This is a genomic window from Gordonia terrae (genome assembly GCF_051789125.1).
Lineage (GTDB): Bacteria > Actinomycetota > Actinomycetes > Mycobacteriales > Mycobacteriaceae > Gordonia > Gordonia terrae_A.
In genome coordinates this window covers 3,945,491-3,967,176 of the sequence record NZ_CP196526.1, presented here as the reverse complement: position 1 = coordinate 3,967,176, position 21,686 = coordinate 3,945,491, and the positions used below count along the sequence as shown (strand labels likewise).

22 protein-coding genes are annotated in these 21,686 nt (G+C 68.0%); 12 read left to right on the top strand and 10 right to left on the bottom strand.

What is annotated here, in order from left to right; translation table 11 throughout:
- Positions 1-51: 51 nt before the first annotated feature.
- Positions 52-1,245, top strand: coding sequence for an NAD(P)/FAD-dependent oxidoreductase (locus tag ACSUZC_RS17865; protein WP_439029811.1), 1,194 nt, complete (start codon positions 52-54; stop codon positions 1,243-1,245).
- Positions 1,246-1,247: 2 nt separating this feature from the next.
- A complete protein-coding gene (locus ACSUZC_RS17860; protein WP_439029810.1) occupies positions 1,248-2,018 on the top strand; it encodes a DNA alkylation repair protein in 771 nt (256 codons plus the stop codon).
- A 42-nt stretch (positions 2,019-2,060) separates the two neighbouring features.
- On the opposite strand, the gene ACSUZC_RS17855 is transcribed toward ACSUZC_RS17860, so the two are convergent.
- The 3 genes from ACSUZC_RS17855 to mftR all read right to left on the bottom strand — a co-directional run bounded on the left by ACSUZC_RS17855 (position 2,061) and on the right by mftR (position 4,294).
- Positions 2,061-2,390, bottom strand: coding sequence for a DoxX family protein (locus ACSUZC_RS17855; protein ID WP_439033167.1), 330 nt, complete (start codon positions 2,388-2,390; stop codon positions 2,061-2,063).
- A 94-nt stretch (positions 2,391-2,484) separates the two neighbouring features.
- Positions 2,485-3,543 (bottom strand): 2Fe-2S iron-sulfur cluster-binding protein, encoded by a 1,059-nt coding sequence (locus tag ACSUZC_RS17850; RefSeq protein ID WP_439029809.1) that lies wholly within the window; start codon positions 3,541-3,543, stop codon positions 2,485-2,487.
- A gap of 133 nt (positions 3,544-3,676) precedes the next feature.
- A complete protein-coding gene (gene mftR, locus ACSUZC_RS17845; protein ID WP_439033166.1) occupies positions 3,677-4,294 on the bottom strand; it encodes a mycofactocin system transcriptional regulator in 618 nt (205 codons plus the stop codon).
- A 174-nt stretch (positions 4,295-4,468) separates the two neighbouring features.
- On the opposite strand from mftR, the gene mftA reads away from it, so the two are divergent.
- The 5 genes from mftA to ACSUZC_RS17820 all read left to right on the top strand — a co-directional run bounded on the left by mftA (position 4,469) and on the right by ACSUZC_RS17820 (position 8,539).
- Positions 4,469-4,576 carry a mycofactocin precursor MftA gene (gene mftA / locus ACSUZC_RS17840; protein WP_439029808.1) on the top strand — a complete coding sequence of 36 codons (108 nt, stop codon included), beginning with the start codon at positions 4,469-4,471 and terminating at the stop codon, positions 4,574-4,576.
- Positions 4,576-4,932: a mycofactocin biosynthesis chaperone MftB gene (gene mftB / locus ACSUZC_RS17835; RefSeq protein ID WP_439029807.1), complete on the top strand. Its 357-nt coding sequence runs from the start codon at positions 4,576-4,578 to the stop codon at positions 4,930-4,932. The genes mftA and mftB overlap by 1 nt, the downstream gene beginning before the upstream one ends.
- Positions 4,933-5,060: 128 nt before the next feature.
- Positions 5,061-6,356, top strand: a complete 1,296-nt coding sequence (mftC, locus tag ACSUZC_RS17830) for a mycofactocin radical SAM maturase (RefSeq protein WP_439029806.1) — start codon at positions 5,061-5,063, stop codon at positions 6,354-6,356.
- A 106-nt stretch (positions 6,357-6,462) separates the two neighbouring features.
- Positions 6,463-7,662, top strand: a complete 1,200-nt coding sequence (gene mftD, locus ACSUZC_RS17825) for a pre-mycofactocin synthase MftD (RefSeq protein ID WP_439029805.1) — start codon at positions 6,463-6,465, stop codon at positions 7,660-7,662.
- 64 nt (positions 7,663-7,726) lie between these two features.
- Positions 7,727-8,539 (top strand): mycofactocin-coupled SDR family oxidoreductase, encoded by an 813-nt coding sequence (locus ACSUZC_RS17820; protein ID WP_439029804.1) that lies wholly within the window; start codon positions 7,727-7,729, stop codon positions 8,537-8,539.
- Positions 8,540-8,697: 158 nt separating this feature from the next.
- On the opposite strand, the gene ACSUZC_RS17815 is transcribed toward ACSUZC_RS17820, so the two are convergent.
- The gene (locus tag ACSUZC_RS17815; protein ID WP_439029803.1) at positions 8,698-9,822 is read right to left on the bottom strand and encodes a CaiB/BaiF CoA transferase family protein; all 1,125 of its coding nucleotides are present in this window, start codon (positions 9,820-9,822) and stop codon (positions 8,698-8,700) included.
- 180 nt (positions 9,823-10,002) lie between these two features.
- Here ACSUZC_RS17815 and mftE point away from each other — a divergent pair, with 180 nt between their 5' ends.
- Genes mftE through ACSUZC_RS17790 form a run of 5 tightly spaced genes read left to right on the top strand, consistent with a single transcriptional unit; the run spans position 10,003 to position 14,733 of the window.
- Entirely contained in the window at positions 10,003-10,716 is a 714-nt protein-coding gene (gene mftE / locus ACSUZC_RS17810) for a mycofactocin biosynthesis peptidyl-dipeptidase MftE (protein WP_439029802.1), read from the top strand.
- Complete coding sequence (mftF, locus tag ACSUZC_RS17805; protein ID WP_439029801.1) at positions 10,713-12,275, top strand: mycofactocin biosynthesis glycosyltransferase MftF; 1,563 nt, start codon at positions 10,713-10,715, stop codon at positions 12,273-12,275. The genes mftE and mftF overlap by 4 nt, the downstream gene beginning before the upstream one ends.
- A complete protein-coding gene (mftG, locus tag ACSUZC_RS17800) occupies positions 12,272-13,603 on the top strand; it encodes a mycofactocin system GMC family oxidoreductase MftG (RefSeq protein WP_439029800.1) in 1,332 nt (443 codons plus the stop codon). Before mftF ends, mftG begins: the two co-directional genes overlap by 4 nt.
- Positions 13,604-13,661: 58 nt before the next feature.
- Positions 13,662-14,093, top strand: coding sequence for a PPOX class F420-dependent oxidoreductase (locus ACSUZC_RS17795; RefSeq protein WP_439029799.1), 432 nt, complete (start codon positions 13,662-13,664; stop codon positions 14,091-14,093).
- Positions 14,080-14,733, top strand: coding sequence for a hypothetical protein (locus tag ACSUZC_RS17790; protein ID WP_439029798.1), 654 nt, complete (start codon positions 14,080-14,082; stop codon positions 14,731-14,733). Before ACSUZC_RS17795 ends, ACSUZC_RS17790 begins: the two co-directional genes overlap by 14 nt.
- A gap of 23 nt (positions 14,734-14,756) precedes the next feature.
- Here the strand turns inward: ACSUZC_RS17790 and ACSUZC_RS17785 are convergent, their stop codons facing one another.
- The 6 genes from ACSUZC_RS17785 to ACSUZC_RS17760 form a co-directional block, all read right to left on the bottom strand.
- Positions 14,757-15,518, bottom strand: a complete 762-nt coding sequence (locus tag ACSUZC_RS17785; protein ID WP_439029797.1) for a MerR family transcriptional regulator — start codon at positions 15,516-15,518, stop codon at positions 14,757-14,759.
- A gap of 4 nt (positions 15,519-15,522) precedes the next feature.
- The gene (locus ACSUZC_RS17780) at positions 15,523-17,016 is read right to left on the bottom strand and encodes a flavin-containing monooxygenase (protein ID WP_439033165.1); all 1,494 of its coding nucleotides are present in this window, start codon (positions 17,014-17,016) and stop codon (positions 15,523-15,525) included.
- Between the two features lie 11 nt (positions 17,017-17,027).
- On the bottom strand, positions 17,028-17,951 hold the full coding sequence (locus ACSUZC_RS17775) for a ferritin-like domain-containing protein (protein ID WP_439029796.1): 924 nt from the start codon (positions 17,949-17,951) through the stop codon (positions 17,028-17,030).
- A 45-nt stretch (positions 17,952-17,996) separates the two neighbouring features.
- A complete protein-coding gene (locus ACSUZC_RS17770) occupies positions 17,997-18,857 on the bottom strand; it encodes an SDR family NAD(P)-dependent oxidoreductase (RefSeq protein ID WP_439029795.1) in 861 nt (286 codons plus the stop codon).
- Complete coding sequence (locus tag ACSUZC_RS17765) at positions 18,854-19,837, bottom strand: alpha/beta hydrolase (protein ID WP_439029794.1); 984 nt, start codon at positions 19,835-19,837, stop codon at positions 18,854-18,856. Before ACSUZC_RS17765 ends, ACSUZC_RS17770 begins: the two co-directional genes overlap by 4 nt.
- 68 nt (positions 19,838-19,905) lie before the next feature.
- Positions 19,906-21,546 (bottom strand): NCS1 family nucleobase:cation symporter-1, encoded by a 1,641-nt coding sequence (locus tag ACSUZC_RS17760; protein ID WP_439029793.1) that lies wholly within the window; start codon positions 21,544-21,546, stop codon positions 19,906-19,908.
- Positions 21,547-21,686: the final 140 nt, after the last annotated feature.

Genomic DNA, 21,686 nt, shown 5'->3' with positions numbered 1-21,686 from the left:
AGACTCCCAGGTGAGGCCGCTGCCCACGGAGAGACGACAAAGGGGATGAGCATGAGTGGATCGGTCGCGGGTGTGGTGATCGTGGGAGCGGGGCTCGGCGCTGTCCGGGTCGCGGAGAACCTCCGGAACAACGGTTTCACCGGGCCCGTCACGCTGATCGGCGCCGAAACGCATCCGCCGTACGATCGTCCGCCCCTGTCGAAGTCGGTGCTGCTGGGCAAGGACGATCGCGTCGACCTCAAACCCGACGGGTTCTACGCCGAGGCAGACATCACCCTGCGGCTCGGCGACGCGGTGACAGCCGTGTCCCCGGGGGACCGGACGGTCACGCTCGCGTCGGGTACGACCGTCGCCTACGACACGCTCGTCCTCGCCACCGGCCTCGATCCGCGCCCGTTCCCCGGGCTCACCGAACGGGTCGCGGGTGTGCACATGATCCGGACCTACGACGACGCCGTCGCACTGCGTGGCGAGATCGATTCCGCCCGTTCGGCAGTCGTCATCGGCGCCGGCTTCATCGGGTGTGAGGTGGCCGCGAGCCTGCTGTCGCGCGGCCTGCGGGTGAGTCTCGTCGAACCGGCACCGACGCCCCTCGCGGTGGCCCTCGGTGAACAGATCGGCACACTGGTCTCCCGCCTGCACGTGGACAACGGCGTCGATCTGCGCACCGGCGTCGGGGTGAACACGATCGTGGTGTCCGACGGGCGGGTGCGGGCGGTCGAACTCACCGACGGCACGGAGTTGCCCGCCGACATCGTGGTGGTGGGCATCGGGTCCACTCCGGTGACCGGATACCTCGACGGGTCGGGAATCGAACTCGCACCTCGGGAGGTCGGCGGTGGAATCGCCTGCGACGCAACCGGGCACACCAGTGCCGAGAACGTCTATGCACTCGGCGACGTCGCCAATTGGCTCGACGAGTCCGGTGTTCCCCACCGTGTCGAGCACTGGAATCACACGGTCGACCAGGCGTCGGTCGTCGCTCACCAGATCGCCGGCGGCGATGCGGTGACCGCCTCGGTCGCCTACTTCTGGAGTGACCAGTTCGACCTCAAGATCCAGGTCCTCGGTGCGCCGCGCGCCGACGACGAGGTTCACGTGGTCGACGACGACGGTAAGAAGTTCGTGGCCTACTACAGCCGGGACGGCATCCTCACCGGTGTCGTCGGCGCCGGAAAGGTGGGCGCCGTGATGAAGACCCGGCCGAAGCTGCAGACGCCCACACCCGTCGCGGACCTGCTGTAAGAATGGCCGGGGCCCGCACGGTCCGCGCCGGCACGAACCCGGAACCGACCGCGGACGCGGTGCGCACGGCAGCGGCCGAGGTCGCCGACCCGGAACTCGCGGTGGGACAGGCGAAGTTCTTCCAGGCGCGCCCAGGCGGTTATGGCGAGGGAGACGAGTTCATCGGCCTGCGGGTACCCCAACAGCGTGCGATCGCCCGGCGATTCGCGGGCATCGGTCCCGAACCGGTTGTGGAGCTCCTCGATTCACCGGTACACGAGCACCGTCTCATCGCCTTGTTCCTCCTCCGCGCCGAGTTCGAGCGGGCGTCGCGGACAGTCGACGGGGAGGTCGCCGCCCGCCGGTGGGTGGACCTCTATCTCGACGCCGTCCGGCGCGGGCGCGTGAACAACTGGGACCTCGTCGATTCCTCTGCGGACCCGGTGCTCGGCGAACACTGCTACCGGCACGGCGAACTCGACGTGGTACTGAGGCACGCGCACAACGAGGACCTGTGGATACGGCGAGTGGGCGTCATGGCGACCTTCGCCTACATCAAACACGGTGATGCGCAGGCACTCCTGGCCGTGGCGCCGCTTGTCCGAGACGATCGGCGCGACCTGGTCCAGAAGGCGTTCGGATGGATGTGGCGCGAAGTCGGCAAACGAGTCGACGCGGCGACACTCCTGGACTACCTCGAGGCGAATGCCGCCCGGATGGGCCGCACCGCCCTGAGCTACGCCCTCGAGCACCGTTCGCCGCAGGAGCGCGCGTACTTCCGGTCGTTGCGCTGACTCACCGAGGACTCCCCGGTGGCGCACACCGGGTTCGGCGACTCAGCTCTCGCGAGCGACCTTCGCCGCCGCCCAGATCATCGGCAGCTGGAAGGGCAGGCGCGCGAGCGCGATGACCTTGTACGGCAGGGGCTTGTCCCACCAGAGCCGAACCATGTTGATGTTCGCGGGGTAGACCGCGAGGAACAGCAGCACCGACAGGGCCGCCGAGGCGCGCCGCGTCCGGGGTACGAGAAGCCCTGCTCCCAAGCCGATCTCGGCCACGCCGGAGAGATATGTCAAGGTGCGCGGATCGCCCGGGATCTCTTCCGGGATGATCTCGTCGAACGGTTTGGGAGCCACGAAGTGCAGCACGCCGATGCTGAGCAGCATCACGGCGAGGCCGCGTGCCAACTGGACGGGGTTCAGTCGAGAACCGCGGATGGTGTTCACGTCGTCGTGCTCCTTCGATTCGAACTCGGCCGTGTCAGAACTCGATCTTCAGAGAATCCGACGTCGGATGTGCCTGGCACCCCAGGATGTACCCATCTTCGATGTCCTCGGGGTCGAGCGCTCCGGAATTGTCCATGTCGACAGTACCCTCGGTGAGAGTGCAGGCACACGAACCGCATTCGCCTTCCTGGCAGGAATACGGCGCATCGAGTCCGGCGGCGAGCATGATGTCGATCAGTGTCCGCGACCGCGGCCATGTGAGGGTGTGGGTCTCCCCGTCGAGTTCCACCTCGACGGTCGCCGCGCTCGCCTGTTCCTCGTCGCTGACCTCGTCGAGTTCGACGTCGGCGAACGGATCGCCCGACAGCGAGTTGTAGACCTCGGTGTGCACGTTGTGGTGGGGGAAGTTCGCCTGGGCGAGCCCCTTGTGGACGGCGTCCATGAACGGGCCGGGTCCGCACATGTAGGCGACGTGGGAGCTCGCGTACGGTGCGAAGGTCGACGCCAGTGCCGCCGCGCTGGGGAGTCCCTGGAGGGCTTCGAGCCAGTGGATCACCGTCAGGCGGTCGGCGTGGGTCTCGAGCAGTTCGCGGAGCTCGCGCGCGAAGATCACGTCCGCGACGTCGCGATTGGCGTAGAAGAAGACGACCGGTGCGTCCCCCTTTGTCAACGCCGCCTTGAGAATCGACATCACGGGAGTCACCCCGCTTCCCGCCGCGATCAGCAGGAGCGGGTCGGCGTACGACTTGGGCGTGAAGACCCCCGAGGGGGGCAGCACCTCGACCTGCGCACCGGGGGAGAGATTGTCACACACCCAGTTGGAGCCGTAGCCCTCGACGGTCCGCTTGACGGTCACCTTGGGACGTGGATCGGAGAACGGCGACGACGCCAGCGAATAGCAGCGTGCGACCGAACCGGTCCGCTCGCTGGGGATGCGCAGCGTCAGGAACTGACCCGGCTTGTAGTCGGTGAAGGCCTTCGACGACGCCTCGGGCACCTCGAAGGCGATGGACTTGGCATCGGCCGTCTCGTCGATCACCTCGGACACCGTGAGGATCACGCTGCGCGAGCGGTGAGGGGTCAGGTCAGACATGTGAGCAGTCTCCGCCGTCGAGGGCCGGGAGACCGGCCCAAATTAGAACACGTTCTACTTCAGCCTAGCCTAACCGGCGGTCGTCCCACGAGGGTCTCGTGCCGGTCGTCCGGGCTGTTCTCGATCAGGTTAGTCACGCCAGGGCCGCCACGCCGTCGGCCACCGTGCGTGCCCCCGCCTCGATGAGGGCCTCGAGGTCGGCACCGGGGTCGGCGAGCCATCGTTCGTAGCCGGCCAGGGCGGCCCCGAGGCACAGCCAGCCGAGCGTCTGCGGGAGGTGGTCCTGCACGTCGACGCCGAGCCGACCTGCGCAGAACTCCGCGATGACCTGCCGCCAGTCGGCGTACATGATCATCGAATGTGCTTGCAACGCCGGCACTCCCAGCAACAGCGACATCCGGCGTCGATGGTTTTCGAGCTCCTCGGGAGGAACGCGGTTGAAGGAGACCAGGGCTTCGATCAGCGCCTGTGCCATCGGCGTCTCGGGCGGTATGCGCGCGAGCAGGGCGCGCAGTTCGCCGAGATGGTCGTCGAATTCGCCCCAGGGGATCTCGTTCTTCGACGAGTAGTACCGGAAGAGGGTGCGCCGTGCGATGCCCGCGGCCTCGGCGATGTCGTCGACGCTGGTCTCCTCGAAACCGCGACTGGTGAACAGTCCGATGGCGAGCGCGCTGATCTCGGCCCTCGACGTGATCGGGCGCCGGCCCGGGGGAGTGCGGGTCGGGCCCGCGTTTCGTGGTGTGGTCGACATCGGAACCTCGGTCATCGCGTCCTCAGCGTAGAGGACCGCCGTTGTCGGGAGGCGCGGGAATCCGTGTGCCTGCCCTTTCGGACAGTTGTCGACGCATCTCTGGATTTCTGCACCGAGTGCCACTATAGTCTGTCGTGATCCGCATCACTACCGGAATACAAGGAGGTATGGATCATGGCAGATCAGTCCGCCGCGACCGCGCAGAGCTCGAACAACACCGATCTCCTCGCCGAATCGCTCGTCGAAGAGGTCTCGATCGACGGGATGTGCGGGGTCTACTGATGTCAGCCCCGACATCGAATCCGATCTCCGGCGGCCGTTCCGCGGCCGCCGGGGTCCGGTTCGACACCCCCGGTCCCGACGCTCCCGGTTTCGACACCCTCGAGGCCTGGCAGCTCAACCCGAAGGTGGCGCTGCGCCCGGAACCATTCGGAGCACTGCTGTACCACTTCGGTACCCGCAAACTCTCGTTCCTGAAGAACCTGACCGTGGTGGGGATCGTGAAATCCCTCGCCGACCACGACTCGGCCGAAGCCGCGTTGCTGGCCGCCGGGATCACCCCCGCCCAGCGTCCGCTCTACCTGCAGGCGCTGACCGCGCTCGCCGACAGCGGCATGATCGTGCAGCGCGCGGCCTGACCGCTGCCTGCCGATTCTCGCCGCGATCGATCCGGCCCGGTCGGCCGGCCCCTGCACCCCGTTGCTCGGCACAGCCCGCCCGGCAACCCCAGCCCAGCCCAGCCCAGCCCCGAACGCTAGGACCAACGATGACGACCATCGAGATGCCGCCCACCGCAGCCGAACTCGCCAGTTCGCTCCGTACGCCCGCGCCGACCGCCGGGGAGGTGCCGAAGGTGGGCCGGCTCGTCGACCAGTTCGAGAAGGGCCTCGACGCGCCCATCTGCCTCACCTGGGAACTGACCTACGCGTGCAACCTCGCATGCGTCCACTGTCTGTCGTCATCGGGCAAGCGGGATCCCCGCGAGCTGTCGACCGAACAGTGCAAGGCGATCATCGACGAGCTGCAGCGCATGCAGGTCTTCTACGTCAACATCGGCGGCGGTGAGCCCACCGTCCGTCCCGACTTCTGGGAGCTGGTCGACTACGCGACCAATCATCAGGTCGGTGTCAAGTTCTCCACCAACGGATTACGCATCGACAAGAAGGTGGCTGCCCGCCTGGCGGCGTCGGACTACGTCGACGTGCAGATCTCGCTCGACGGCGCCACCGCGGAGGTCAACGACGCGGTGCGGGGCCCAGGGTCGTTCGACATGGCCGTGCGGGCGCTGGAGAACCTGGCGGAAGCCGGATTCGCCGACGCGAAGATCAGCGTGGTCATGACGCGGCAGAACGTCGCCCAGCTCGATGAGTTCAAGGCACTCGCCGACCGCTACAACGCCACCCTGCGCATTACGCGCCTGCGTCCCTCCGGTCGAGGCGCCGACGTCTGGGACGACCTGCACCCACTGCCCGAACAGCAGCGTGAGCTCTACGACTGGCTTGTCGCACACGGTGATCGGGTGCTGACCGGCGACTCGTTCTTCCATCTGTCGGCGTTCGGTTCCGATTCCGGTGGCGGACTGCCCGGTCTCAACCTCTGCGGTGCCGGCCGCGTGGTCTGCCTCATCGACCCGGTCGGCGACGTCTACGCATGCCCGTTCGCGATCCACGAGAACTTCCTCGCCGGGAACATCCTCGCCGACGGCGGATTTCAGGAGATCTGGCAGCGCTCGGACCTCTTCACCGAGCTGCGTGAGCCGCAGAACGCCGGTGCGTGCACCAAGTGCGCCCACTTCGACGCCTGCCGCGGCGGGTGCATGGCGGCGAAGTTCTTCACCGGCCTCCCGCTGGCCGGTCCCGACCCGGAGTGCGTGCAGGGCTACGGCGAGGAGCTACTCGCCGGTGAGCGCAGCAAACCCACTGCGAACAAGGACCATTCGCGCGGGACGCCGTTGACGCTGATGACCCGTCGACCCGACGGTGACCTGACGCCGGTGGCGTCGCGTCCCACCAAGACCTGTGACGAGAACCCGCTCGCCGGGTTCACCCCCGCCGCGCGGTAGATCCACCCGCGGTACGTCTCGGGTGCAGCGGGTCCCGGCGGGACCCTGCGCCCGGCCTCATGAGCGCCCGGCGGGTGCTCATGCCAGATGAATGAGTAGGAAGAACATGGCTGCCAACCCCTGGGCGAGAAATCCCTGGTTCGAGACCGTCACCGAGGCACAGCGCCGGGCACGCAAGCGGCTGCCGAAGTCGGTGTACTCGTCGCTGGTCGCCGGCACCCAGGCCGGTGTGACCGTCGACGACAACGTCCGCGCGTTTTCCGAGCTCGGCTGGGCACCGCACGTCGTCGGTGCGCAGGCCGAACGCGAGATGACGACAAGTGTGATGGGACAGGAGATCTCGTTCCCGGTGATGATCTCGCCCACCGGCGTGCAGGCTGTCGACCCCGAAGGCGAGGTGGCCGTGGCGCGCGCCGCGGCGGCCCGTGGCACCGCCATGGGACTGTCGAGTTTCGCCTCGCACGCCGTCGAAGAGGTCACCGCGGTCAACGACAAGGTGTTCTTCCAGATCTACTGGCTCGGGAGCCGCGACGACATCCTGGCCCGGGCGGAGCGCGCCAGGGCGGCCGGCGCCAAGGGGCTGATCGTCACCACCGACTGGGTGTTCAACGTGGGCCGCGACTGGGGAAGCCCCGAGATCCCGGAGAAGGTCGATTTCAAGGCGCTGCTGCGCCTCGGGCCGGAGATCGCGGTCAAGCCGCGCTACGCGCTCGACTGGGTCAAGGGCGGCAAGATCAACATCCCCGACCTGACCGCTCCGAACCTCACCCCGCAGGGTGTCACCGGTCCCACGTTCTTCGGGGCCTACGGTTCGTGGATGAACACGCCCCCGCCCACGTGGGAAGACCTGCAGTGGCTTCGGGAGCAGTGGGGCGGGCCGTTCATGGTCAAGGGCATCACGCGCCTCGACGACGCCAAGCGGGCCGTGGACATCGGTGCCTCGGCACTGTCGGTGTCCAACCACGGCGGCAACAACCTCGACGGCACTCCCGCGACGATCCGTCTGCTGCCCGACATCGCGGCCGCGGTCGGCAACGACATCGAGGTCCTCCTCGACGGCGGAATCCGCCGCGGCAGCGACGTCGCCAAGGCGCTCGCGCTCGGCGCCCGTGCCGTCATGATCGGACGTGCCTACCTCTGGGGTCTCGCCGCCAACGGCCAGGCCGGAGTGGAGAACGTACTCGACCTGATGCGCATGGGACTCGACGGCGTACTCATGGGCCTGGGACACAAGAGCGTGCACGAACTCTCGGCTGCCGACCTCGTCGTCCCCGACGGTTTCACCCGGTCGTTCGGGCAGGCCTGACGCCGGGCATTTTCGCCGCCGGAACACTGGGGGAGCAGAACTAGAACGTGTTACAGTTCTGCTCATGGGACAGTTCGACGGCAAAGTCGTCTACATCACCGGCATAGCCCGAGGTCAAGGCCGTAATCATGCGGTCCGGTTCGCCCGTGAGGGAGCCTCGATCGTGGGCCTCGACATCGCGGGTCCGATCATCGACCATGCGACCTACCCGGCGGCGACCGCCGACGACCTCGCCGAGACCATTCGTCTCGTCGAGGGCGTCGGCGGGAAGATCCTTGCGCGCCAGGGGGATACCCGCGACCTGGCGTTCCAGCAGCAGCTCGTCGCCGATGCCGTCGAACAGTTCGGGCGGCTCGACCACGTCGTGGCCAACGCGGGTGTGCTCACCTGGGGCAAGGTGTGGGAACTGACCGAGGATCAGTTCACCGACGTCATCGACATCAACCTGATCGGCGCGTGGAAGACGTTGCGGGCGACCATTCCCGCGATGCTCGAGGCGGGCAACGGGGGATCGATCACCGTCATCAGCTCGGTCGCCGGACTCAAGGCGATGCCGCTCCAGGCGTCGTACTCGGCCTCCAAGTACGGACTCGTCGGCCTGACCCAGACGACGGCCAAGGAGCTCGGGCACCATCGCATCCGGGTCAACAGCGTGCATCCCTACGCCGTGGACACCCCGATGGGCGTTGCCGACACCGAAGCACATCGGATCTTCGGAATCCCGTGGGTCAACCCGCATTTCACGTCGATCCTGGACTACCACCCGGTCGCCGCGCTCGACGAGATCTCCGATGCGGTGCTGTACCTGGCCTCCGACAGCGCCAAGGGCATCACGGCTGCCGAGTTCCAGATCGACATGGGGCATTCGAAGGTCTGACGCGCGGGGCCACCCTTTGCTCCCCGAGCTGCGAGCGAAGCGAGCCACGAAGCGGCTTGCGAGTGTTCCTCGCGAAGCCCTTCGTGGCTCGTCGCTTGCGCTCCTCGCACCTCGGGGAGCGGGGGGATGCGCGCCCCGCACCTCGGAGAGCAGACGTGTCAGTCGGTCCAGAGGGTCGACGGGTCGGTGGCCTCGGTGGTCGGGCCGGCCGGGGTCTCCGGCTTGGTGCGCGAGAAGCGGGGTGCCACCTGCGCCTGGGTCACGCCGTCGATGTCGACGAGGTTGGCCCGCGCCGCCATGTGCGCGTCGGCGGGGGCCTCGGCGAAGGTGAGGACCGGCGACGTGCAGGCATCGGTGCCGTCGAAGACCGCGGCCCACTCGTCGCGCGTGCGCGTCTTGAAGGTGTCGGTGAAGACCTGTCGGAGCCTGCCCCAGTTCGGGATGTCGTTCTGGTCCGGCAGATCGGCATCGGTCAGCTCGAGCCCCTTGAGCAGTTCGGCGTAGAACTGCGGCTCGATCGCGCCGACCGCCATGTACTTGCCGTCGGAGGTCTCGTACACCTCGTAGTACGGGGCGCCTGTGTCGAGCAGGTTGACACCGCGGGTGTCGCTCCACAGTCCGGTGCCGCGGAAGGCCCACATCATCTGTCCCAGAACGGAAGCGCCGTCGACCATGGCGGCGTCGACGACCTGGCCCTGTCCGGAGATACCACGCTCGATCAGGGCCGAGAGGACGCCCACGACCAAGAACATCGAACCGCCGCCGAAGTCGCCGGCGAGGTTCAGCGGCGGCACCGGACGGTCGTCCTTGCGGCCGATCGCGTGCAGCAGACCGGTGAGCGAGATGTAGTTGATGTCGTGCCCGGCGAGGTCGGCGCGCGGTCCGTCCTGACCCCAACCGGTCATCCGGCCGTAGACGAGTCCGGGGTTCACCTTCGCGAGATCGTCGGGGCCCAGACCGAGTCGTTCCATGACACCCGGACGGAAACCCTCGAGGATCACATCGGCCTTGGCGACGAGACCCAGGATGGTGTCGCGATCGTTGGCGTCCTTGAGGTTCGCCTCGACGACGCGTCGACCGCGGAGCAGTGCGTCGGCGTTGCGCCCGGGAGTGGGCAGCGATCCTGGCCGCTGCACCCGCACGACGTCGGCGCCGAGATCGGCGAGCAGCATGGCGGCATGCGGGCCGGGTCCGATGCCGGCGAACTCGATGACCCGGATCGAACTGAGGGGGCCGGCCTTGCCGCTGTTGTGTGTCGAACTCGTCGGTGTGGCACTGCTCATGGGGTGTGGTCCTCCCGCTCGTTGTACTGCCCACTGTGTCAGGCATCACTGGTCGGCTCCCAGCATTCCATAACCGATCGAACGCTCGTCAGGGTGGTCGGGGGCCTATCCGGCACGGTTTTCACGCCGTTTTGGCCCGACGCCGAGATACCGCGGAGCACGATGGCTAGCATTGGTCGAATGACAGGTCCGTCGGTGTTGGGGCAGTGCAGCTGGCCAGACGTCGATGGGCAGGTGATCACGCTCCTGGTCCCGCTGGGCTCGGTCGAGCAGCACGGCCCTCATCTACCGCTCGACACCGACACCCGCATCGCCGCCGCGGTCGCCGACGTCGTCTGCTCACACTCCGACGCCGACGCGGGCCTCATGCGTGCGCCCGACCTCAACTACGGCGCCAGCGGCGAGCACGAGGGTTTCGCCGGGACGATCTCGATCGGACACGAGGCGCTGCGCGGCCTCCTCGTCGAGTACGGACGCAGTGCGTGCCGCTGGGCCACCCGCGTGGTGTTCGTCAACGGTCACGGCGGCAACACCCGGACCCTGGTCGACGCGGTGGGCCTGTTGCGTTACGAGGGCCGGGACGTCGCATGGTTCCCGTGCGCCTTCGACGGCGCCGATGCCCATGCCGGTTTCACCGAAACCTCAGTGCTGCTCCATGTTTCGCCGTCGGTGGTCGACACGTCCAGGGCGATGGCGGGTAATCGCGAGCCCGTGGGTGCGCTGCTCGGTGCGATGCGCTCCGGTGGTGTCGCCGCGGTGAGCCCCAACGGTGTCCTCGGCGACCCGGAAGGTGCGACCGCGGACGAGGGGGTCCGCCTGATGTCCGAGGTGTCCGAGCGACTGCGTGCGGCGCTGTCCTCGTGGCGTGTCGACGCCCAGGGGCGACTGGTATGACCGCACTCGACGATTCGGCCCCCCGCCGCTGGGGCTCGGGTCAGGACTCCTCCGTGGACGACGCCGTGGCCGACGGCACTGCCACGGAAACCAGTGCGACGCAGTCGGACCCGTCCGGAACCGACGAAGGGGACTCGACCCGGGCCGAGGTCGGAGGACCGGGCGCCGACCTCCCCGACGGCTTCCAGGTGCAGATCGATCTGCGATGCGCGAAGGCCGGTGATTTCCGTTACCTGGTGGGTGGATCCCCCACACGTCTGCTGCGGATGTCCGACACCGCGCTCGGGATGACCTCCGAAGACGGACGGATCGAGGTGTGCGACAACGTGACCCGGCGTCTCGCCCGGGCACTGCTCGACGCCGGGATCGCGAACCCGCGGCCGATGTTCGGGCCCCAGCCGTCGGATGTGACCGTGGTGATTCCGGTCCGGGACAACCAGGCAGGTGTGGATCGCCTGCTGCAGGCCCTCGACGGACTCTCCGTGATCGTCGTCGACGACGGGTCGGCGACCCCCATTGCCGCCGAGCGTCCCGGTGCGCAGGTGCTCCGATTCGACGACAACCGCGGTCCGTCCGCGGCGCGCAACGCCGGTGCCGCCGCCGCGACGACCGACTTCGTCGCCTTCCTCGACTCCGACGTGGTGCCCGACGCCGACTGGCTGACGGTGCTCCTCACGCACTTCTCCGACCCGACCGTCGGGGTGGTGGCCCCGCGCATCGTCGGACTACGCGCCGACGGGACGCCGGCGTCCTCGCTGGCGGCACGGTACGAGAACGGCTGGTCGTCGCTGGACATGGGGCCCGAAGAGTCCGCGGTGGCGCCCTCCACGCGCACCCCGTATGTCCCGAGTGCGGCAATGGTGGTGCGGCGCAACGCATTTTGCGGTTTCGACGAGTCTCTCCGGGTGGCCGAGGACGTCGACGCCTGCTGGCGGATGCACGCCGACGGATGGCGAATCCGCTACGACCCGGTCGCGCGTGTGGCACATGAGCATCGGTCCGACCTGCGCTCGGTGCTGTCGCGCCGTTGTTTCTACGGGACGGGTGCAGCCCACCTGGCCTCGCGTCACGGCGACCGCGCCGCGCCGATGGTGATGTCGGTGCCCATGGCCGCCGCCGTGGCCGCCCTGCTGTCCCGCACCCGATTCGGCGCCGCCCTCGCGATGATCATCCTCACCCATCTCGCCGTCCGGATGCGCCGGCGTCTGGGCGACCTCCCGTCGGCTCCGCTCGTCTCCGCCCAGATGACCGGACGGGCGGCCGGATTCGGTCTGCTGCAGGCCGCGGACGCGATCTGCCGGCACTACTGGCCCGTCGCGGTGGTGCTGGCACTGGTGTCGCGGAGGTTCCGCGTCCTGGCAGTGCAGGTGGCCATCGCCGAGGGGATCGTCTCGTGGGTCCGGGACCTTCTGGCCGACCCGACCCGGCCGCCTGCCCTCGGTCCGTTGCGGTACATCCTGATGCACCGTCTCGACGACCTCGCCTACGGAGCGGGTCTCTGGCAGGGCGTCATCTCGCACCGCGACCCGGAGGCGTTGCGCCCGGTCATCTCTCGATGACGTCGTCGAGCGGATCGCTGCGCGCCGACGTCGTGATCGTCGGGGCGGGCAGTGCCGGGTGTGTCCTCGCCGAGAAGCTGTCCCGCGATGCCTCGCGTGATGTCGTGCTGCTCGAGCGTGGCCCGGCGACGCTGCCCGGACCCGCCGATCGCGATCTGCGGCGCCTCCCGATCCACGACGGCGCCCCCTACGCGGTGCGGCACGACACCGATCTCGGACTCGCGGCGCCGCGCGGCGCGGCGATGGGCGGCTCCTCGGCGGTGAACGGCGGCTACTTCCTGCGGTGGCATCCCGGTGACTTCGCATCGTGGCCCACCGGGTGGGACCTCGAGACGGTCGCTGCCGCCTACGAGGAGATGGACGGCCCGGGCGGGACGATGGGCGTCGAACCGGTGCCCGACGGCGAACTGGGCGACGCCGGAATCGCTTTCGAGCGCTACTGGTCGTCGAGGACCGACATTCGCGCGGTCGAGGACAGGTGGCCCGTCGTGGGGGTCAACCGGGTGCTGATGAACCGCACGGGCCGGTCCCGCCGATCCGCCGCCGACGCCTACCTCACGGTCGCGCTGGCCCGGCCCAACCTGAGGGTGGTACCCGGTTGTCTGGTGGAACGTCTCGAGGTGGTGCGCGGTCGGACGGTGACCGGTGTGCGTGCCGGCCCCCTCACGGTGACCGCCGGCGAGGTGATCCTCGCGGCGGGCACTCTCGGCACGGCCGGAATCCTGCTGCGCTCTGAGCTGGAGACGATCGACCCCGCCCGCACCGGCCATCTGACGGCAGGCGAGCATCGTGGGCTCGCCGTCTCCTACCGCCGCCGGTCGCCGGCGGAACCGGGCATGGTGCTCCCGACCGTGCTGCACACCGACGACGATCTCGAGATCAGGTGTTACCGAGACGATTTCGCATCGTTCATCGACGGGGTGTCGTCGTCCGGGCCGATGGTCGAGGTGACGGCCATGCGACACGCACCGGTGCGGATCGTGGCGACACCGTCCGGCGTCCGGCTGGAGTTCGAGGACCCGGACCCGGCCACGGCCGCGACGATGGGCGTGGGTGTGCAGCGCGTGGTGGAGATGTTGCGGGCCCCGGAGTTCGCCGACATCGTGGTTCCCGGCAGCGTCACCGCGGCCTCCCGGCCGGGCTTCTCGCAGCACGCCTGGGGTTCCATGCCGATGGGTACCCGGACCGACTGGCTCGGCGGCGTCTACGGAACCCACGGCCTCCGCATCGTCGACGGGTCAATCCTGCCGAGCGGTGGGCGCAGCGGACCGCACGCCACGATCATGATGGTGGCGTGCCGGATCGGCGACCTGCTGGCCGCGCGGTGACCCACGGAGGCGCGCGTCCGGGGTCGCGGGCCGGCACGGCGATATCTAGTCTGAGGACATGACTGCACCGTCGCTGTCCGACCCGGCCATCCGTGAGTTCCTGACCTCCGGAACGAAGACCGGGCACCTCGGGTGCCTCGCCGCCGACGGGCGGCCGCTCGCCGTCCCGATCTGGTTCGTCCTCGACGGTGACCGCATCGCCTTCAACACCGGCGCGACCACTGCGAAAGGCCGTGCCCTGCTCCGCGATCCGCGGGTCGTGCTGTCCGTCGACCTCCCCGAGCCGCCGTTCGCGTTCGTCCAGGTGCAGGGCATCGCGCGCATCACCGAGGATCTCGACGAGGTGCGCCGCATCGCGTCCTCGTGTGGCGCCCGGTACATGGGTGCCGATCGCGCCGAGGAGTTCGGCGCACGCAACGGCGTCCCCGGCGAACTGGGGATCTGGATCGAGCCGCGCAAGGTCATCGCGAGCCTCGATGTCACGGCCTGACCGGCGTGCCGGTCTGCTGACACCGAGCCTGGCGAAGCAGTGCTGGGGTTTCATGGTCGGGTCGTCGCTCTTCGCTGTCGGCTCGGCTCCCGGACTCGCCTCGCTGACCGGTGCGGGCTTGCCCAACCTGTGCTACTTCGTCGGTGCGTGGTTCTTCACCGGTGCCGGCTTCGTCCAGCTCGTCCGGAGTGGGTCGATCGCGGACCTGCGCTCCTCGGCGCCGGGGTCGGCGATCCGCGCCGAGTGGCTCAGCGCGGCAACGCAATCAGTCGGGACGATCCTGTTCAACGTGTCGACGACGGGTGCGCTCGTCGCCCACACGATCTGGGGTGACCGCCATCTGGTGTGGACTCCCGATGCGGGCGGCTCGATCGCCTTCCTCGTCAGCGGTGCGCTCGCCTTCGTCGGCTACGCGCGTTCCTCGGGGCGACGTCGGGACATCCGGGACCGGGACTGGTGGTCGGTGATGATCAACTGGATCGGTTGCGTGGCCTTCGGCGTCTCGGCGGTGGGGGCCTTCGTCACCCCGGGCGGGGTGACCGCCGACGCGGTCCTGGCCACCACCGGCACGTTCGTCGGCGCGATCTGCTTTTTCCTCGCATCCATGATCGTGTTGCCGGCGCAGGCGTCACGACCCTGAGACCGGCGCAGCCCCGGCCGCGGTCAGTCCGCGGTGGAGGCTGGGTCGGCGTCCTCGCGGAGGTCGACAGCGGTCTGGTGGGCGAACAGTTCCCGGTCCAGCGCGGTGTCGAGCGCGCGATCGAGTGCCGCGTGGGCGTTCTCCGTGCCGACCCGGCGCATCATGCCCAGCAGGTTCACCGCCCACGCCACGTCGTCATCGTCGGCCGGCAGCCATCCCGGCCCCTTGCGCCGGTCCACCTCGTCGTGCGCAGCGGTCATCAGGATCTCGGCGGCCTCGTTGATCTTGCCGGTGAAGCGCTCGTGGACGTCGGCGAGTGTGGACAGTTCCATACCGCGTCGGACGAGGCGGGCCAGATTGCCGATGATCCGACGGTCGACCGCCTTGTAGACGCCGTCGCGTTCGGTCTCGGTGATCACCCCGGCCCGCAGCAGCGCCGCCACCTCGTCGTCGTCGAGCGATCCGAAACGGTCGGCGAGCTCTTCCCTCGTGATCTCGGGGTGTGTGGTGCTCGACCAGTGCTCGTCCAGGATCTCGTTGAGCTCCAAAGCATCCCCGATGCGGGCACCGGGGTTGGTCATGAACGTGGCGATGTGCTTCAGGGTGAAGCCGCTACCGAGCAGCTTGTTGATGGCCCGGAGATTGCGCAGATGCTTCTCGGTGTAGATCGCGACCCGGCCCCGGCGGAGTGGCTGGGGGAGGAGTCCGCGTTCCTGGTAACCACGGATGTTCCGGGTCGTGGTCCCGGACACGCGGGCCAGGTCGTCGATCCGGTACTCGGTCATCCCCTCACTGTATCGCTGCGACGGCCGGAGTCCGAGTCGTCTGGTGGACCAGGATGCGATAGTCGCGCAGGTCGACGCGACGCAACTGGCCGACGTACTGCGTGGCGAAGCCGGGGAACATGGTCGCGTTGAAGCCGTCGTCGGTCAGATACCAACTCTGGCACCCCGAGTTCCAGGTCGTCGAGGTGAGCCGGCGCTGGATGTCCCGGTTGTAGTCCTGCTGGGCGTCGGCGCGTACGTCGAGCGCCTTCCACCCGTTGTCGAGCAGTCGGGCCACCGCGTCGGTGATGTAGTCGATCTGCGCCTCCATGTAGACCAGCGCCGAGCTGTGACCCGGGCCGGAGTTGGGCCCGAACGTGAAGAACAGGTTGGGATAGCCGGACACGGCGACGCTGCGATAGGCGAAGGCGCCCCGACCCCACTCGGCCGCCAGATCCCGTCCGTCGAGGCCGGTGATCGGGATCGGTGTCCCGCTCTTGGCCACGTCGAACCCCGTCGCGAACACGATGCAATCGAACTGGTGCTCCACACCTTCGACGGTCCGGATGCCGCGCTCGGCGATCCGGGCGATCGGCCAGGTCACCAGCTTGCAGTTCGCCCGTTGCAGCGCCGGGTAGTAGTCGCTGGTCATGAGCAGCCGTTTACAGCCCGCGGCGAAATCCGGTGTGAGCTGACGTCGCAGCCACGGGTCGTCCACCTGCGACCGCAGATGGAGTTTGCTGATCGCCTCGACGACCCGTGTGAGGGGAGTGTTCCAGACGACGCCGAGTGCGACGGTCTCGTGACCCCAGAACCAGAGCGCGCGTGACAGCCGCTGCGCGCCCGGCACCGATCGGTAGATCTGTTTGGTGAACTCGCCGGTCCGGACGTTGGCCCGGGGCAGGACCCAACCGGGCGTGCGCTGGAAGACCTTCACCGAGGCGGCCTGTTCCACCAACTCGGGCACGATCTGCACGGCGCTGGCCCCGGTGCCCACGACGGCGACCTTCTTGCCGTTGAAGTCGTAGTCGTGATCCCAACGCGCACTGTGGATCTTGTGTCCCTGGTAGTCCTCGAGGCCGGGGATGTCGGGAAACGACACGTTGGCCAGTGGTCCCGAAGCAAGGACGACCGCCTTGGCGCGCACCGACTCGTGATCCCCGTCGAAGGTGATCGTCCACATCCCGTCCTCGGCGTCGTACTCCAGCCCGGACACCGCGTGGCCGAACCGGATGTGCGGTTCGATCCCCGAGTCGTCGACCATCGAGCGGATGTAGTCGAGGATCTCGGCACTGCCCGAGTAGGTGTGCGACCAGTCCGGGTTGGGCGCGAAACTGTAGGAGTACAGGCGGGACGGGATGTCACACGCCGCGCCCGGATACGTGTTGTCGCGCCACGTCCCGCCGACGCGGTCGTCGCGCTCGAAGATCACGAAGTCGTCGATCCCTCGTTCCGCGAGCCGGATCGCCGCGCCGATGCCGGCGAAACCGGCACCGATGATCGCCACCGAGATGTCCATCGCCGGCCCGCTCATGCGGTCGGCTCATAGGTGAGTTCCTGTGACCACGTGGGTGTTCGGTGGACGAGCCGGAACGGGATGCGATCGGTGATCTTCACCATCGAGTCGGCGAACAGGTGATACGGCACGTTGCCGCGGTTGACCATCGCGGCGCCGTGATAGGAGACGACCTGGAACATCGGGAGGCGGCGGACGTACTCGCTGCGGTCGCCGACCGCGCGGTACCGCTTCATCGCGCTGTAGAGACGTTCCTCGTCGACGCCCATGGCGACGATGTTGTCCCGCATCTTGTTCAGCAGCGGGACATAGCTCAGGACGCCGATCAGGAATGTCGGCTTGACCCAGCCGCCGACGAAGTCGATCGTCCGCTTGCGGAGTCCGGCATGTCCGAGGAGTTCCATCACCTCGAAATCGACTGCCAGATGGCGTGATTCATCGGCGTTGATCCGCTTGAAGACCTCTTGCGCGACTGGGTCCTTCACCTCGTCGGTGATGAACTTGATGAGGGCGCCGTCGAGCGCGACCTCGAGCATCGGGATCACGGTGCCGAGAAAGGACAGCGACATGTCGTCGGAGTACCGGTCGAGCCAGTTGATCACCAGTTGCACGTTCACATTCGGCGACGGGATCTCGTCGCCGTCGAGCATGCCCCACCGTCGCATCAGCGCGAGTTCGGCGTTGGCGTGCTTTTGTTCCTCGGCGTGGAAGTGCTCGTAGATGCTCTTGAGCGTGGGGGTGGGCGCCTTCTTCGCCATCGCCGCGAATCCCCTGGCGCCGACGTTCTCGATCCACATCAGGTCACTCAGGAACGGCTTGAGCTTGGCGTGGAGGTCGGGGTCGATCAGGTCGGCCCCCGGTGCCTCCCAGTCGATGTCGGCGAGGGCCCATTGACGGTCCTTGATCTTCTGCAGCATGGTGTCGAGGTCGATGGCCATGACAAGTCCTTTCGAAAGAGTGTGGGTGGGCTGCGGTGTGCCGTGTCAGGACGACGGCAGGAACCGGTTGAGGAGTCCGAGACCGCGGGCGTAGGACGCCGGGAAGTGGCGTTTGAGGTGCCAGATCACCCGTGCGTCCAGCTGCGGCAGGACGTAGAGGCGCCCGAGATCGTGCGCGTCGAGTGTCGACGTGGCGACCCCGGTGGGTGAGACCCCGGTCCACCGCATCAGTGATCCGGCGAGATTCTGTGCATCGGAGGTGATCCGGCCGTCCCGGGCGACGTTGGTCTTGACGAAGGTCGGGCAGAGGACGGTCACCGCGACGCCGGAACCGGCCAGCTCCGCGGCGAGTGTCTCGCTGAGCGAGACGACCGCGGCCTTCGAGACGTTGTACGGGGCCATGACGGGTGCGGCGGCGAACCCGGCCGCCGAGGCGACGTTGATGATCCCGCCGCGGCCGGCCTCGCGGAGTACGGGCGCGAAGATCTCGCAGCCGTGGATGACACCCCACAGATTGATCCCGAGGGTCCACGTCCAGTCGTCAAAACCGATGTCCCCGACCGGCCGGCCTCCGCCGCCCACACCCGCATTGTTGACGACGAGGGTGGGTGCGGCGCCGAACATGTCGGTGGCGAAGGCGGCGAGGGACTCCACCGCCGTGCGGTCGGCGACGTCGCAGACGAACGCGTGGGCGGGGCGGCCGGTCTCGTCGGTGATGAGCGCGACCGTCTGCTTCGCGCGTTCGGCATCGATGTCGGCGCAGATGACCTCGCCGCCGCGACGGGCGAGTTCGAGGGCGAAGGCCTGTCCGATGCCGCTCCCGGCGCCGGTGACGACGGCCTTGGCGCCGGTGGACAGCGGGTTGCGGAGCAGTCGGCGTCGGACGCCGTCGACGACGGGGGTCATGACACCTCCGAGACGATCTGCGTCGATCGGAGATCGGCGAGGAAGTCGCGGACCCGTCCGAGGGCGGCGTCGGCCTCCGGGCCGAGGCGGGGGAGTGCCTGGAAGACGTGCATCATGCCCGGCCAGATCTCCAGGCGGCTGTGACCGCCGTGGGAGCCGAGCTGCTCGTGCAGATGGCGCGCGTCGGCGCTGAGCATCTCGGCGCCACCGGCCTGGATGAGGAACGGCGGAAGTCGTCGTGCCGCAGTGAAATCGAGACGGAGCCGGGGGTCGTCGGCGGGGACGTCGCGGGTGTAGAGGGCGACGAGCCGTGCGGCCGCGGCCGCCGTGATCGCCGGGTCCCGGCGGACGCGCTCCTGGGCGCGGGCCAGGTCGAAGGTGAGGTCGATCAGCGGTGAGAACACGATGACCGCCGACGGTTGCTCCGCCTCGGCCAGTGCGCGGCGGATCGTGAGGTCACAGGCGAGGTGTCCGCCGGCCGAGTCACCTGCGACCACGATGTCGGATGGCGAGTAGCCCTGGCGGACCAACCAGTCGAAACCGGCGGCCGCATCATCGGCGGCGCAGGGGAAGCGATGCTCGGGCGCCAGGCGATAGTCGACGACGAAAACGGGCAGGCCGGTCGCGAGGGACAGCCGTGCGGCCAGCCCGCGATGTGTCCGTGCCGAGCAGATCGCGTAGGCGCTGCCGTGGAGGTAGTAGATCGCGCGGCCGGAGTGGGCGACGCCGGGGCCGAGCACCCATTCGCCGGTCACACCCTCGTCCCGGACAGGCGTCACCGTGGTGCCGGCCGGAGTGGTGCCGAGGACGCGCATGACGGTGGCGATGAGACCGCGCGACAGCCGGATTCCGGTGGGGTTGAGCGGGATCAGGCCGGTGAATGCGCCGAAGCCCCAGCGGGTGGCGTGGGCCGTGACGATCGCGCGGACGGTCGCGCGGGTCGGCAGCGGTGTCGGCGGTGGAGCAGGTGCGGTGTGCATGACTTCACACCATCAGCAACCGTGCCATTTGTCAATGGCACGGTTCCTGATGGCGATCGCATGGCTGGTCAGTCGATGATCGCGGGCTCCTGCTCCTGTGCGGGAGCTCCCGCGGTCGGCGCTGCGTCGGAACCCGAGGCGATCTCGATGTCGCTTGTCGTCCGGGCGACCGGCCCGGATCCGTGGATCAGGTGGGTGGGCAGCAGTCGCATGCCGAGCCAGTACAGGATGAGACCGGCCGCCGCCCCCATGAACCAGGTGAAACTGGCCTGATAGGCGGTCCCGAAGATCACGACACCGATCGGCAGGATCGACGCGATCACGGTGGCGCCCACGGCAACCGGGTTCCACCCGTTGCGGTACCAGTAGGTGCCCTCGGGCTTCATGGTGAAGAGGTCGTCGACGACGATCTTCTGCTTCTTGACCAGGTAGAAGTCCGCGATCAGGATGCCGAACAGCGGACCGATCACCGCCCCGAGGGTGTCCATCGTGTAGTGGATGGCCGTCGGATTGTTGAACAGATTCCAGGGTGTGATCAGGACCGACCCGACCGCCGCGATCATGCCGCCGGTGCGCCAGCTGATCTTGGTGGGAGCGACATTGGAGAAGTCGAAGGCGGGCGACACGAAGTTGGCGACGATGTTGATGCCGATGGTCGCGATGGCGAAGGTGAGCACACCCAGCACTGCGGCGGTCGTGTTGTCGATCCGATCCACGATGTGTACCGGATCGGTGATGATGTTGCCGTCCTCGTCGGTGCCGATGACCGTCACCGCGGCCGACACGGTGCACACCACCAGCAGCGAGAAGAACAGGAAGTTGACCGGCAACCCCCAGAAGTTGCCCTTCTTGACCTCGCCGAACGTGCGTCCATAGCGGGAGAAGTCGCCGAAGTTCAGCATCGGCCCGGAGAAGTACGACACCACGAGAGCGAACGCGCTGATCATGGCGGTGACCGACGACCATCCGGTGAGGCCCTCGCCTGCCGAGAGGTCGAGGCTCACGTTGTCCCAGCCGGCCTCGACGACGAGGTAGGCCGCCAGCGCGATCATCACGACATAGACTGCGGGACCGCAGAAGTCGATGAACTTGCGGATGGTGTCCATGCCGTTCCAGAACACGAACGCCTGCAAGGTCCACATGAGGATGAAGCCGGCCCAGCCGAGTGCGGACAATCCGAGGAAGCCGTGTTGCTCGACGTCGCCCCACGGCTCGAGTCCGGGCCAGAACTTCAGCGCCAGAAGACCGAAAGCTACCGACGCCAGGTAGGTCTGGATCCCGTACCAGACCACCGCGATCACACCGCGGATGATGGCCGGGATGTTGGCGCCCTTGACGCCGAACGAGACCCGCGTGGTGACCGGGTAGGGAACGCCGGCGAGCTGGGACGGCTTGGCCACGAGGTTGCACAGGATGTTGACCGCGACGATGCCGACGAGCAGCGCGACGAGCACCTGCCAGGCGGCGATCCCGAGCGCGAACAGGCTGCCCGCGAAGACATATCCCCCGACGCTGTGCACATCGGACATCCAGAAGGCGAAGATGTTGTACCACGTCCACTTCTGTTCCTTCAGTGGCGCGAGGTCGGTGTTGGTGAGCCGGTCGTCGTAGGTCGCCTTGATGACGCTCTCGCCTGCGGCCCCGGAATGAGACTGTGCCGCAGGTCCCGTCGTGTCGGGGTGTGGGGTCCCCGATGGTGGTGTGGACATTGTGCTCCCGTTTTCGTGTCGGCGACAGTGGTCGTCTGTCGGAGGACAGCGTTGATGGGAGAAATGTAAGAACGGTTTGTTACCCCGCGATGAACGCACGGAAATATCCGTGCCTCACGGGCTGTCGGTGTCCCGGCGTG

Coding starts and splice junctions, on each gene's coding strand:
- ACSUZC_RS17860 (WP_439029810.1), top strand. CDS start 1,248: ATGGCCGGGGCCCGCACGGTCCGCGCCGGCACGAACCCGGAACCGACC.
- mftR (WP_439033166.1), bottom strand. CDS start 4,294: ATGTCGACCACACCACGAAACGCGGGCCCGACCCGCACTCCCCCGGGC.
- ACSUZC_RS17790 (WP_439029798.1), top strand. CDS start 14,080: ATGTCACGGCCTGACCGGCGTGCCGGTCTGCTGACACCGAGCCTGGCG.
- mftA (WP_439029808.1), top strand. CDS start 4,469: ATGGCAGATCAGTCCGCCGCGACCGCGCAGAGCTCGAACAACACCGAT.
- mftG (WP_439029800.1), top strand. CDS start 12,272: ATGACGTCGTCGAGCGGATCGCTGCGCGCCGACGTCGTGATCGTCGGG.
- ACSUZC_RS17865 (WP_439029811.1), top strand. CDS start 52: ATGAGTGGATCGGTCGCGGGTGTGGTGATCGTGGGAGCGGGGCTCGGC.
- ACSUZC_RS17765 (WP_439029794.1), bottom strand. CDS start 19,837: ATGCACACCGCACCTGCTCCACCGCCGACACCGCTGCCGACCCGCGCG.
- mftB (WP_439029807.1), top strand. CDS start 4,576: ATGTCAGCCCCGACATCGAATCCGATCTCCGGCGGCCGTTCCGCGGCC.
- ACSUZC_RS17855 (WP_439033167.1), bottom strand. CDS start 2,390: ATGCTGCTCAGCATCGGCGTGCTGCACTTCGTGGCTCCCAAACCGTTC.
- mftE (WP_439029802.1), top strand. CDS start 10,003: ATGACAGGTCCGTCGGTGTTGGGGCAGTGCAGCTGGCCAGACGTCGAT.
- ACSUZC_RS17785 (WP_439029797.1), bottom strand. CDS start 15,518: ATGACCGAGTACCGGATCGACGACCTGGCCCGCGTGTCCGGGACCACG.
- ACSUZC_RS17775 (WP_439029796.1), bottom strand. CDS start 17,951: ATGGCCATCGACCTCGACACCATGCTGCAGAAGATCAAGGACCGTCAA.
- ACSUZC_RS17850 (WP_439029809.1), bottom strand. CDS start 3,543: ATGTCTGACCTGACCCCTCACCGCTCGCGCAGCGTGATCCTCACGGTG.
- mftC (WP_439029806.1), top strand. CDS start 5,061: ATGACGACCATCGAGATGCCGCCCACCGCAGCCGAACTCGCCAGTTCG.
- mftD (WP_439029805.1), top strand. CDS start 6,463: ATGGCTGCCAACCCCTGGGCGAGAAATCCCTGGTTCGAGACCGTCACC.
- ACSUZC_RS17770 (WP_439029795.1), bottom strand. CDS start 18,857: ATGACCCCCGTCGTCGACGGCGTCCGACGCCGACTGCTCCGCAACCCG.
- ACSUZC_RS17760 (WP_439029793.1), bottom strand. CDS start 21,546: ATGTCCACACCACCATCGGGGACCCCACACCCCGACACGACGGGACCT.
- mftF (WP_439029801.1), top strand. CDS start 10,713: ATGACCGCACTCGACGATTCGGCCCCCCGCCGCTGGGGCTCGGGTCAG.
- ACSUZC_RS17795 (WP_439029799.1), top strand. CDS start 13,662: ATGACTGCACCGTCGCTGTCCGACCCGGCCATCCGTGAGTTCCTGACC.
- ACSUZC_RS17815 (WP_439029803.1), bottom strand. CDS start 9,822: ATGAGCAGTGCCACACCGACGAGTTCGACACACAACAGCGGCAAGGCC.
- ACSUZC_RS17820 (WP_439029804.1), top strand. CDS start 7,727: ATGGGACAGTTCGACGGCAAAGTCGTCTACATCACCGGCATAGCCCGA.
- ACSUZC_RS17780 (WP_439033165.1), bottom strand. CDS start 17,016: ATGGACATCTCGGTGGCGATCATCGGTGCCGGTTTCGCCGGCATCGGC.